At 43.7% G+C, this 13,053-nt stretch carries 9 protein-coding genes; 7 read left to right on the top strand and 2 right to left on the bottom strand.

What is annotated here, in order from left to right:
- Positions 1-107: 107 nt before the first annotated feature.
- From N482_RS00175 to N482_RS00140, 7 genes are all read left to right on the top strand, one after another.
- Positions 108-1,169 carry a bifunctional nicotinamide-nucleotide adenylyltransferase/Nudix hydroxylase gene (locus N482_RS00175; protein WP_063375173.1) on the top strand — a complete coding sequence of 354 codons (1,062 nt, stop codon included), beginning with the start codon at positions 108-110 and terminating at the stop codon, positions 1,167-1,169.
- A 59-nt stretch (positions 1,170-1,228) separates the two neighbouring features.
- Positions 1,229-2,602 (top strand): nicotinate phosphoribosyltransferase, encoded by a 1,374-nt coding sequence (locus N482_RS00170; protein WP_063375172.1) that lies wholly within the window; start codon positions 1,229-1,231, stop codon positions 2,600-2,602.
- Positions 2,603-2,762: 160 nt separating this feature from the next.
- The gene (locus N482_RS00165) at positions 2,763-4,181 is read left to right on the top strand and encodes a DNA-3-methyladenine glycosylase 2 family protein (RefSeq protein ID WP_063375171.1); all 1,419 of its coding nucleotides are present in this window, start codon (positions 2,763-2,765) and stop codon (positions 4,179-4,181) included.
- The gene (locus N482_RS00160) at positions 4,178-4,708 is read left to right on the top strand and encodes a methylated-DNA--[protein]-cysteine S-methyltransferase (protein WP_063375170.1); all 531 of its coding nucleotides are present in this window, start codon (positions 4,178-4,180) and stop codon (positions 4,706-4,708) included. Before N482_RS00165 ends, N482_RS00160 begins: the two co-directional genes overlap by 4 nt.
- Before the next feature lie 648 nt (positions 4,709-5,356).
- On the top strand, positions 5,357-6,394 hold the full coding sequence (locus tag N482_RS00150) for a GGDEF domain-containing protein (RefSeq protein WP_063375168.1): 1,038 nt from the start codon (positions 5,357-5,359) through the stop codon (positions 6,392-6,394).
- A gap of 153 nt (positions 6,395-6,547) precedes the next feature.
- On the top strand, positions 6,548-7,735 hold the full coding sequence (locus N482_RS00145; RefSeq protein WP_155730424.1) for a sensor domain-containing diguanylate cyclase: 1,188 nt from the start codon (positions 6,548-6,550) through the stop codon (positions 7,733-7,735).
- A gap of 94 nt (positions 7,736-7,829) precedes the next feature.
- On the top strand, positions 7,830-8,492 hold the full coding sequence (locus N482_RS00140) for a hypothetical protein (RefSeq protein ID WP_063375166.1): 663 nt from the start codon (positions 7,830-7,832) through the stop codon (positions 8,490-8,492).
- A 76-nt stretch (positions 8,493-8,568) separates the two neighbouring features.
- Here the strand turns inward: N482_RS00140 and N482_RS00135 are convergent, their stop codons facing one another.
- Positions 8,569-11,637 (bottom strand): error-prone DNA polymerase, encoded by a 3,069-nt coding sequence (locus tag N482_RS00135; protein ID WP_063375165.1) that lies wholly within the window; start codon positions 11,635-11,637, stop codon positions 8,569-8,571.
- A complete protein-coding gene (locus tag N482_RS00130) occupies positions 11,637-13,052 on the bottom strand; it encodes a Y-family DNA polymerase (protein ID WP_063375164.1) in 1,416 nt (471 codons plus the stop codon). Before N482_RS00130 ends, N482_RS00135 begins: the two co-directional genes overlap by 1 nt.
- Position 13,053: the final 1 nt, after the last annotated feature.

The raw sequence follows: 13,053 nt of genomic DNA, 5'->3' as shown, positions 1-13,053 counted from the left end.
CGGTGTGTCAGAGTGATGGATATCAAATGGGAACCATTTGATATCCATATACGCTTGCGGGATAGACCTGCTTAGCGTTCAATAAAAACAGCAAGGGGTTTGCTGCAATGACAATGTCGCACGATCAGGAATACGACTTCCTCGTATTTATTGGCCGTTTTCAGCCTTTTCATCAGGGTCATTTGGCCGTGGTAAAAGAGGGGCTAAAACGCGCTCATCATCTTATTATCTTGTGTGGTTCTGCACATCAACCTAGAACCGTTAGAAATCCTTGGACAAGCGTCGAGCGCGAGTTGATGATCCGCGGGACACTTACTCAAGACGAAAATACCCGAGTACATATCGCACCACTCATGGACACCGTATACAATGACGATGCTTGGGTACGTAATGTTCAAACAACAGTAAAAGGGCTCGTCACCGCACACCATCGAGTACCCCATAAACCGGCAAGCATTGGGTTGATTGGGCATAGTAAAGATCAGTCTTCATATTATTTAAATATGTTTCCCCAATGGGGCTCTGTGCCCGTTGATAATTTTCAACAAATTTCTGCAACACCACTCAGACAAGAAATATTTTCAACAGCAGGGCTGGTGTTCTTAGACAGGGAGCATAGTCAGCAATTGCCTGTATTTGTAAGGGATATGCTGCGCCAATTTATCAAGACCGAGGATTATCAGGCAATCCAAAGTGAACATAATTTCATCGAAAAATACCGTCTAGCATGGCAAAATGCGCCGTACCCGCCTACGTTCGTAACCGTAGATGCGGTAGTGGTACAAAGTGGCCATGTACTGTTGATTGAGCGCAAAGCACGCCCAGGTAAAGGTCTATGGGCATTACCTGGTGGGTTTATTAACGGCAGTGAGAAGCTCTTAGACGCCTGTTTACGTGAGCTAAAAGAAGAAACCAAACTCAAGGTGCCAGCACCCGTTTTAAAAGGCTCGATTAAGCAACAGCAAGTATTTGATGACCCGCATCGTTCAGCTCGTGGTAGAACCATTACTCATGCTTTCTATTTTGATTTAGAGCCCAATAAAGCTCTGCCAAAAGTGAAAGGATCTGACGATGCGAAACATGCCATGTGGATGCCTTTATCTGAGTTGGAACCCAGTAAGTTATTTGAAGATCATTATTTCATTATTCAAGAATTAACTGGTATGTAATGTACCAAACATACAACGGGATAGACCCGTTGCACTAATACGATAGGAGGAACTCCATCATGAACCATATTATCCTAAACGCAGATAGCTACAAAGCATCTCACTTTAAACAATATCCGGAAGGTACGAGTCAAGTATCTAGCTATATTGAACCTCGCGGGGGCCACTATCAAAAGGCCGTGTTCTTTGGTTTGCAAATGTTCATTAAAACCTACCTTACCACGCCTTTAACTCACGCTGATGTGGATGAAGCAAAAGAGATTTTAGAGTTACATGGTGTACCATTTTATGAAGCTGGCTGGAGACACATTGTAGACAAACACGGTGGCTTACTGCCAATCAAAATTCAGGCGCTGCCCGAGGGCTCTGTGGTACCAATCAGCAATGCCTTGGTGCAAGTCATTAATACTGATCCAAAGTGTGCTTGGCTGACCAGCTACGTAGAAACCGCACTGCTGCGTGCAATTTGGTATCCAACTACCGTTGCAACGGTCTCTTATCACTGTAAGCAAGTGATTCGTAAATATATGCAAGAAACTGCCGACTCACTGGAAGGGTTAGAATTCAAGCTACATGACTTTGGTGCAAGAGGGGCAACCACTGAAGAAGCTGCGGCGATTGGCGGCGCTGCACACTTACTTAATTTTATGGGCACAGATACGCTCAGTGCGATTGTCGCGGCTAGACGCTACTATGGCGCAAGCATGCCTGGTTTTTCTATTCCAGCAGCAGAGCACAGCACTATCACCGCTTGGGGCAAAGAGGGAGAAAAACAGGCTTATGAAAACATGCTAAAGCAGTTTTCAGGCCCGGGTAAACTGGTCGCTGTTGTCAGCGATTCATATGACCTGTGGCATGCAATTGATACGTTGTGGGGTGTAGAGCTCAAAGCGCAAGTTGAAAACAGCGGTGGTACCTTGGTTATTCGCCCCGATAGTGGCGAGCCAGTCAAAGTAGTGACCACGACTATAGAAAAGTTAATGGCTAAATTTGGCTACAGAGTTAACAGCAAAGGGTATCGTGTTTTACCCGATTGCGTCAGGGTCATCCAAGGTGATGGAGTTGATGAGGTGTCAATTGGTGAAATCTTAAAGGCAATGCAAGGTAAACAGCTCAGCGCAGAAAACATCGCTTTTGGGATGGGAGGGGCACTACTGCAAAAACTGGACAGAGACACCATGCAATTTGCGATGAAAGCAAGTGCAGTGAAAGTAAAAGGCCTGTGGCGTGATGTGTTTAAAGATCCTATCACCGATCATGGTAAGCGCAGTAAAAAAGGTCGTTTAGCCGTGGTTGCCGATAAACAAAAAGGCATAAAAACTGTCCGTGAAAGCGATTTAGGCTACCGTGAAAATTTACTCCAAACAGTATTTAAAAACGGCTATTTACTGATTGACCTAAGTTTTGATGACATCATAGCAAACCTTTCATAACCTACTAACAGCGACCAATGGTGCACAACTCTACTTCCATTGGTCGCTTGCCATCACCCGCCATTTTATAAATACTATTTCAACAGCCAGTTCCAGATCTGGCTAGTCGGCCGATTATCATTCGATATAATAAGTCTATTCATATGTAGGATTGACTGAAATGCTAGATAACCAAGTTTGTCAAAAAGCACGCCTATCAAGGGATGCAAGATTCGATGGTAAGTTTTTTATTGCAGTTAAAACCACTGGTATATACTGCCGTACCGTGTGCCCAGCACACCCTCCAAAAGAAGAAAATGTAGAATACTTCACCAGTGCATTGCTCGCAGCTCAATCTGGTTATCGACCATGCCTTAGGTGTCGGCCAGACAGCGCTCCGGATTCCCCTGCTTGGAAAGGTGTGGGCGCAACTTTAGATAGGGCCATTAAGCTGATTGACCAAGGTGCATTACAACAAAGTTCATTACTCGAACTTTCAAAAAGATTAGGGGTTAGTGACCGCTATTTACGTAAACTCTTTAATCAGCACCTAGGTGTTTCACCAAAAGCCTATGCGCTTTACCAACAATGCTTGTTTGCCAAAAAATTACTGCATCAGACTAGCTTACCCGTAACTGAAGTAGCACTGGCCAGTGGCTTTGATAGCATACGGCGCTTCAATGACTGCTTTAAAGAACAGCTCAAACTCACCCCAACGCAAATGCGAAAACAAAAAAAGGCAGCAAACTCTAAAGTCGTACTGCAACTGTTTTATCGCCCACCATTTAACTGGCAGAAAATGCAGCAATTCTTGTCAGCAAGACTGATCGAGGGGTTGGAGTGGATCACCCCCAACAGCTATGGACGAACGATAACTTGGCAAGGCAGGGCAGGGCAGTTTACTGCAACACACCTAGAAGACAAGCATTGCTTTGAGGTAGAAATTCAATTGGACGAACTAAAAGCTCTTAAGCCAGTCGTCAACAACATTCGTCGAGTCTTAGATGTGGATGCTGACTTAGTTCAAATCGAGCATGATTTATCACAAGCGCTACCAAATACGTTTGAATTGACTACTGGGCTGCGTTTGCCCGGAATTTGGGGGTTATTTGAAGCGGGAATAAGAGCTATCTTAGGCCAACAAGTTTCTGTTCAAGCGGCCAAAAATTTGGTGTACCAACTCGTATTTACATTGGGTGAAGAAGCGCCTAATGGGCGATATTTTCCCACACCAGAAGCTATTGCCGGCAATGAACTCACCTTTTTAAAGATGCCTGACTCTCGCAGGCAAACCTTGATCCGGTTTGCGCAGTATTTCTGTGATACCACTGAACCAGAGGCCCCTGATGAATGGCTAAAACTCAAAGGGATTGGCCCTTGGACGGTAGCCTATGCCAAAATGCGTGGTCAGAGCGATCCAGACATCTTTTTAGGGTCAGACTTGGGGGTCATCAAAGCACTCAAAGCACAAGTCGCTTCTCCTGAAGCCTCGGCCGTTACTTCGTCCGAGACTTCGCCGGAACCAATACATACACTATTACCTGATTTAGCGTCTCCGTGGCGCAGCTACCTTACTTTTCAGCTATGGAGTCAACTATGAACCTATACACAGATTACTTTCAAAGCCCACTTGGCTTAATAGAGATAAAAGCCTCTGAAGCTGGTCTACGTCAGCTGATTTTCTGCGGTGAACAGGTCTCCCAAACACACACATGTGAACTACTCAAAGAATGTAATAAGCAGCTCGATGCGTATTTTTCAGGTCGCCTCACGCAATTCAACTTGGATCTAGACTGGCAAGGCACCCCTTTTCAGCAGCAAGTGTGGCAAGCGCTCACGGATATTCCATTTGGTAAAAGTATGACTTACCTAGAACTGGCTGAACAACTGAACAACCCCAAAGCAGTGCGCGCCGTTGGCGGTGCAAATGGCCGAAATCCAATTACATTGATTGTTCCCTGTCACCGCGTGATTGGCGCCAATGGAAAAATGACGGGCTATGCAGGCGGCGTGTTCAGAAAACAGTGGTTACTTGCGCACGAAGGCATTGTGGATTCAAAACCAAGCACGCAACAACTGGCTGAGCTGGTTAATACGCGTCAGGCAAAAACAGAGTTTTTACAGTAGCGCTATTCATTGCGCTGACAGCGCCAGACGCCTCCTTTAAGATCCTTTTTCGAGGCCAGTAGGAACCATAACTGTTGATTGTCAGCGCGTATTATATTTTTGAGTAGTTTCTGCGCACCGACCATTTCTTGTTTAGTTTTACCAAGGCTATTTCTACAACAAACCATGGCTGTGGACCCGTATTTGAATCTTACTTTTGTACTCGGTATTAAACACTTTGTCGCAGCCAAGCGCTTTTGACCTTGGTTAGATGCAAATCCTCGTTTAATCTCCTCAGTCCATAAATGTGCTTTTCGAACCCCTGATAATTTAAATATGTAAGTGCGATCCAATCATGCTGGTTGCCCAACTTCAGTGGACTCTGGCAACGTTGCCCCAGTAAAAACGACCGCTTTTGAGTAAATAAAAAAATCAGTGTGCCTTACCAAGTAACTATTGCTATATACTTCACCCTATCCTCCCCAAGTCTTTCTTCTCAAAATAATTAAATCATATCCAATCTAGACACAAGGCTTATTTTAGCGCTACCACTTCAACCAAATAACAAACAATTGCCAAACAATTAACATTAAAAACCTTTAATATAGGAATAAATTATATATATTTATACAATGAAAGAGATATAGTTTATGAATTGGATAGTATTACGTGTCTTTTTATGGTGGTCCAAACGAGCCTATACGGTTAAGTACGTATTTTGGCAAAAAAGGAAAAGTATTCCCAGCTGTCACTCTGATCATACTCGCAGTGTTCTCCCCCCTTGCTATCAAAAACTTCATTATTGGTGAATATCCTTTAGCCACAGCGATTAGTTTGTGTGTTTTCACATTTAGTGTCGACTCCTATGCTCTCCTCAGAGGTAGAAAATTGCCAATAAATGAGCATATTGTCGCCACTTTAGCAGTGATTTCCGTCACTTTATCACTTTTTACTTTAGGTGAAGGTACCATTTTTTGGGTGTTCCCTGTCAGTATTATTATAAGTTTTTTATTTCCAATCAGGACTGCCATTGTTTTCAACTTATCACTCATTTTGAGCGCAACCATTTACGTTTTACTCAACTATCAAGTTGCCGATGCGATGCGGTTATTTTTTGCTTTGTTGATGACTGTCACTATTGTAAACCTGCTACTCAGGCACATTGACTCACTTCATGAATTACTGAAAGAAGAGTCCACTAAAGATGCTTTAACGGGTGCCCTTAATCGTCGCCAGTTAAACTTATTTTTAAAAGATGCATTGGCAAACAAACTACACTATCACAGCGACTCCACACTCATTATGATTGATGTAGACCACTTTAAACAAATTAACGATTTATACGGTCACGCCAAGGGCGATGAGGTGCTGATACGCTTAGCTTCTGGTATCAACACTCAGATCCGCGAAAGCGACTTACTCTTCAGAGTAGGTGGAGAAGAGTTTGTGATATTGCTCCCTAATACCACGGTCGAAACCGCAGAAAAAGTCGCAGAAAAGTTAAGGGCCACCATCAGAACATCATCGCTCATTGAAGATCGCCCTGTAACCGTCAGTTTAGGCATTTGTGCAACAGATAATAACCTGACTCAAACCAAGTGGATGAGCTGTGCAGATAAAGCATTATATGCGGCAAAAGAAAGAGGCAGAGACAGAGCATGTTGGTATAATCTAAACCGCGATATAATCGAAGATGTCGCAGCCTAACTGACTATTACACATCATCACCAAAGTTAGGGACACACGCGAAAAATCAGGTGTAGTCCAGCAAGTTTACATCGAAACTCTTGTAGCAATTTTAATGTGACCAAATTACAATGTTAAAAAACATGTTAACTCATCATTTTTTGGAGATAATTGTTGTATAAATTTGAAGGAGTTAAAACCACACTCGGCTGCACTTTTGGCCTTGCGGTCTGTTTGTTCGGCGCCCTCCATTTTCAACAAAATTGGCAACACTACAGCACCACAATCAGTCAACTTACCCTTCCAATTTTACTCTTTTCTGCTGGATTTGCTGCACAGTTTAATCGCAGTCGACTCGCACTTGTGTGCTTACTCTGGACTGCATTCTTTGCCTCTCAAGCGTACACTTTTCCTTGGTCACATTGGCTTGAAAATAGCGCTCCATGGCAATTACTGTGTGGTGCTATCATACTTTGGCTAATGTCTTTGATGCGAGACAAAGCGTTGCTTTCTAGGCATTTAATTTCACGCCTAGTGATACTTGGTATGGTTGGGTTTAGTGGCCACTTTTGGCTCATATCTCAGTCCACTGTCAATACATGGCTGGTAAATAACCACTACACAAATCAGCTAACGCCGTATGTTACTTTTCATGCACCGTTATTTTTAATTGGCACTTTACTTTTTTGGCGCAGTCTCACACATAAATGTCTCACACGCGCAACGCTGTTTAGTAGCTTTTTATTGTGGCTTGCCATTCAGTTGAATTGGTTAGCGCTGCCGCTTGATGTGGTGGTTGTTATAGTCGCATTGGTTTACCTACTAACCGTATCCATCGATAGCTATTTCTTAGCGTATCGAGATGACTTAACGGGGTTGCCAACCAGAAGAGCGTTGAATCAACTCTCACTGTCACTTGGACGCAAATACACCGTAGCCATGCTTGATATCGACCACTTTAAAAAATTTAACGACACCTACGGCCATGATATCGGCGATCAAGTACTGAAGCTAGTTGCCTCTAAACTAAGTAAGGTGAAAAGTGGTGGTAAAGTATTCCGTTATGGCGGCGAAGAATTTACGGTAGTCTTTTCAGGCCGCTCGCCTGAGATAGCATTTAATGCGCTTGAGCAGCTGCGAGAAGACATTGCCAACTATGATATGGTTATCAGGCAACAACAACGCCAATCTAAAAAATCTAGGCAGAGCAAACCACCCTCTGATAGAAAGGTCGTTAACGTAACAGTTTCAATCGGTGTTGCTACAAGGCTGACAAAACAAACCTTTGAACAAGTCGTAAAAAGTGCTGACGAGGCACTATATCGAGCCAAGAAAAAAGGCCGTAATAACGTCAGTAATTAACCCACTCTATGTGAGCTATTTTCACAGCAATAGATAGCAGACTGACTGTCTATTGCTATACTCAGGCCATGCTTAGCCCAGCAAAGGATACTTTATGAAGCATTTTTATTGCATGTTAATTCTTTTTACTTTTAGCTTTCTCTCTGCCGCAGAAGAAAAGAAAGAGCTTCCACCTCTTAACCCTGCCTACCAAGGTGAACATGGTATGGTACTAATGAATCGCGGTTCAAAAATATACGCAACGAACTTTCCCTCATACAAGTTGCCAGGTGACATTCAAATCGTGTATAAAATTGATAACCCTGACGTCGCGTTTTTAAATTTAGTACGTGATTCTGAGCTCATAACAATTAAGCCTAAAGCGTTTAACTTACAGCGATTAGAGCGAGGTGAAGAAATTACTGTTGTGGCTGATGTCTATGAAGGCCATTATAAAAAAGACGGGTTTAAAGTGTACTCTGAGCGCTCTATCGTGTTTAGTGATAAGCTCTATTCAAGGAAAATGAAAGATTTGAAACCTTCGGGTCAATGGCAAGAATACGACAGTATAGAAATCAATAAAACCGAGCGTATTTATGTCCACAAAATTACCCAAAAACCGAGTTTTAACCATTTAATCTTCGTGGATTTAACCAGTGCTTGCATGCAAAGATTCAAGACCTCTAAGAGAGTACCAAAAGTATCTGAGCTGATATATAAATTTGTGAATTGTGGTACCTTAAAGCAACTCTATTTTGATGCAGATGCCTACCAATAATAGGCTTTTTTACCGCTTGCCTAGGTTATCAAACAATGCACCTAGGCTTCGGTAGAAGCTATCTTGATGTCTCTATTTAATGAAAGTTACGCGATTTATGATTAAACCCTTGTAGTAAATCGCTTTCATCAATCAAACGCCCCGCAATCACATGGATCACTTCACCTTCCTTTTCCACAATACCCTTTACCCGCAGTAATTTAGACCTTAAATAAGCTTGCTTTTGTGCTCTTGCTGTACCAGCCCACACCACCACATTAAGATTGCCAGTATCGTCTTCTAGGGTAAAAAATGTGACACCTCCCGCTGTACCAGGAGCTTGCCGGCCAGTGACTACCCCCACAACCGTTACTAAGCTCTTATGAGCTTTACCTGCCAATTCATTCATCCGTGTAAATGGCCTCAACAAACCAGCTTCTTCCAATAAGGTGATCGGGTGTTTATTCAGTGTGATTCCCGTTGCCGTATAATCCTCAATTAAGTCAGCAAACGCATCTGGCGAGTGTACATGCTGTACTTTGTCTAACTGTTCAGTCTTAAACAAAGGTAAGCTTGCTTCACTATCCATTATCTGCCAACGAGCTGAATACCTATCTCCACTAAAACTTTGTAGTGCGTTGGCAGAAGCTAGCCGCTCCAAGGTCCCTTTATCAGTGCCAATGTCACTTAAACACTGTACACGACGATAACCTTGCTGTGGCCGTTGCGTCACAATACGTGCAGCCATATTTTGATTGAGCCCCTTAATAATGCGAAAACCCAGCCGAATGCCCCACTGACCTTGTGATTGGCAAACTACATGGTCATATTCTGACTGGTTAACACATACAGGTAATATTTCAACTTGATGGCGCCTCACATCCTGCAACAACTGTGAGGCACTATAAAACCCCATGGGTAAGCTATTGAGCAATGCAGTAAAAAACATCGCGGGGTAGTAGTATTTCAACCAAGATGATGCATAAGCAAGCACAGCAAAAGAAGCCGAATGGCTTTCTGGAAAACCATATTCACCAAAACCACAGATCTGCTCAAAAATACGATCTGCAAACGCGCTATCATACCCCCGCTCAGTCATACCTTTTAGTAACTTATCCTTAAATTGCATCAACTCACCGTTTTTTTTCCAAGAAGCCATCGCACGTCTCAACTGGTCCGCTTCCCCCCCAGAAAAGCCAGCAGCAACCATAGCAAGTTTGATCACTTGCTCCTGAAAGATAGGGACTCCCAAAGTGCGATCAAGTACCGACTTAACGGCTTCGGAGGGGTACTCTATTCTTTCTTCACCATTGCGGCGCTTTAAAAATGGGTGCACCATATCTCCCTGAATTGGGCCAGGACGCACAATCGCGATTTGAATGACCAAATCGTAGTAACAAGCAGGTTTTAAACGGGGCAACATACTCATCTGCGCCCGTGATTCAATTTGAAAAACGCCCACAGTATCGGCTTTTTGGATCATGTTATACACCGCTGGGTCATCTTGCATCCGTGTTAGATCAGCAATGCTCAAGTGTCTATCGGTATGTTGCTTTATCAAATCAAACGCTTTACGAATGGCTGTTAGCATGCCAAGAGCCAGTACATCGACTTTTAACAGCCTTAGGCTTTCCAAATCATCTTTATCCCATTGAATAACCGTTCTGTCTACCATGGCTGCATTTTCTACAGGTACTAGGTCATGTAATGGCCCTGCCGAAATTACAAAACCTCCCACATGCTGCGAGAGGTGGCGAGGAAAACCCATAATTTCATTCACCAGCTCAATAAACTGCTGGCCTTTCATAGAGTCTGGTTCTAGCCCCAGTTCAACAATCTGTGCCTGCCAATTTAAGCTGCGGTCGCGTCGATTAGCATTTTTAATGAAATACTCCAGCTGAGACTGGGCAATCCCCAGCGCTTTTCCAATATCACGCACTGCGCTTTTAAAACGATAAGTGATCACCGTCGCAGCAAGAGCTGCACGCTTACGACCATACTTTTGGTAGATGTATTGAATGACTTCTTCGCGCCTTTGATGTTCGAAATCTACATCAATATCGGGGGGCTCATTACGCTCTTTACTAATAAAACGCTCAAATAAAACGGCAACCTGTCGAGGATCTACCGCTGTAATCTCTAAGCAATAACAAACCACAGAGTTAGCAGCGGAGCCCCGACCTTGATACAAAATGCCACGACTTTTTGCAAACATGACAATGTCATAAATCGTCAAAAAGAAGTAAGGATAGTCCAGCTCCTCAATTAAATTCAGCTCTTTATTTATGGTCTTGTCAATCTCAATTGGCACCCCGTTAGGAAATCGCCGCCGCTTCCCTTGTTCAACCAAAGCGCGTAAATATTGCATGGCTGTTTGCTCTGCTGGCACCAGTTCACTGGGGTATTGGTAACGTAGATTATCCAGATCAAATGAGCAACGTTTAGCAATGCGCTGTGACTCTTCAAGCCAACTAGGTTGAAACAACTTAGAGAGTTTAGTCTTGGAACGCATGGCACGTTCGCTATTTGCCAACAGCCGCGCTTTAATTTGATCAACAGCTTGATTATGCGCAATAGCAGTTAATGCATGCTGCAAGCGCAGTCGAGTTGGTGAGTGCATAAGCACCCCACCCACTGCACATATCGGTATTTGAAATTGCTTAGCAAGTGCCTCACAATGAGCAACATAGCGCTTATCCTGATTATCTAGACGTCGCTGCACACCTATCCAAGTACGCGTGTAATGATAACGAGCTAGCCACTCCCCCCAACTTTCATCAGCAGCATTACCAGCAGGTAACCAAATCATAAAACAATGACGTAGCGACATCAGATCCCACTTTTCAAGTGCGTAATCTCCTTTACTACTTCGCCGTCGCGCATTACTTATCACTCGACATAACTCACTGTAAGCAGCTTTATCTGGGCAAATCAAAACCACTTCTAGATTTTCAAAGCGTAATAAACTGCCAATGATGAGCTTGATACTCAGTCGTTCATTTTTAATCAAAGAATGAGCTCGTACGACCCCAGCTAATGAACATTCATCTGTAATAGCCAATGCAGAATACCCTAAGAACTGTGCCTGCCTAACAAGCTCTTCAGGTCGAGAGGCTCCTTGTAAAAAAGAAAAGTTGCTCTGGCAAAATAACTCTGCGTATTGCATTAACTAAATACTCCATGCAAATACCAACGTTGTTGCCGATCTCTAAAAACCCAAAGCCAGCGCTTAGACTCGTCTTGTGCAATAAAATAGTCTCGCTCCACTTCGTGGCCATCCCACCAGCCTGTACAAATGCGCTCTGGCCCCTGTACTAAGGTAACGGGCTGCTGCAATGGGAGAATTTGTGGGAGTAGCAAATTAGGTCGTAGTATAGGCTCAAATTCAACCTCACTCAATATCTGTGTTTGTGAGGTCAAAGGTGCACAATGCGTCGTTGCAAATTCAGGACGGGCATCAGCGCTTGGCTTAATACCTTGTACAGCGTCTTCTCCCAACTTAGCCTGCAGCACCGCGAGTAACCCAGCCGCCGTCATAGTACCGCAACGCTCACTGAACAAATCGCTGCTGAGTTCATCTGGTTCGCAAAAGTCTGTCACCGATAAAGCAACCCCCTGTAAAGGGGCAACTAATTGCGTTCTTTCCAGTACTAACTGGCATAACCCCTGCCATTTATCAGCACGATACTCCCCTTCGGCACTCCCAATTTCGATCTTCAAGGGCTCGCAATCCCGTTGTAACAGCGTAAATTGAATTGACTTAGTAAGCTTATTGCGAAGCTTTAAAAATTGCTCTAACTGAATCAATAGTTTGAATAAAGGCTTGGCAATCCAATCTAAATTTTCTAACTCATAGAGTAAAGTCAACTGGCGCTCAAATACTTCAGGAGGCTGATAAAACGAAACCGGATGATGTAACTTACCGCGTAAACGCCCTACGTAATGAACTAACTCGGTATTAAAACGCTTACCTAGCTCTAACATTGGAATCTCAAAAAGTGCTTGTGCCGACTGGATACCAACACGCATTAAGCCTTGGTGTTGCTTTTCAGGTAATGCTAATGCGCTGACAGGTAAGTGACCTAAGCGATGTTCTAACTGCTTACTATCTTCACAAAGGGTATCAAACTTCGCTTCAGCCAATAGCTGTGCGGCCAAAGGTGAGTAGCCCAGACTGAAATGATAACGTACATTTTGTGCTTGAAGCCGTGCCTGTAAGGTATGCCAGTACTCAGTAATATTGCGATACATGGTCAACATACCAGAGACTTTAAGTAGCAACCCAGTCGTACCAGATAAATGGATCTCAGCCGTATTTAGATACAGCCACTGCGCCAACTCGGTCAAACGCCGCCTCGTTTGCTCTTCATCATATTCATGTACACACAGAGACGAACACGTTGCCGCAGCGGCGCCAAGTCCCATGCCTTGTCGAATACCCGCTTCATGCGCTACTGAGTTTAATTGCACAACACAGTGCCCTCGGCCTGCAACAATAATCGTTGGTTGCTGCTGATCTTTATAATGATACAAACTGTCCAGTTGCAATTGTGGGAAGTGTAGGTAAAGCCAAAGTGCCATA

The organism is Pseudoalteromonas luteoviolacea NCIMB 1942 (assembly GCF_001625595.1).
Taxonomy (GTDB): domain Bacteria; phylum Pseudomonadota; class Gammaproteobacteria; order Enterobacterales; family Alteromonadaceae; genus Pseudoalteromonas; species Pseudoalteromonas luteoviolacea_A.
Note: the sequence above shows the minus strand (reverse complement) of the source record. Positions and strands in the feature narration are given on the sequence as shown.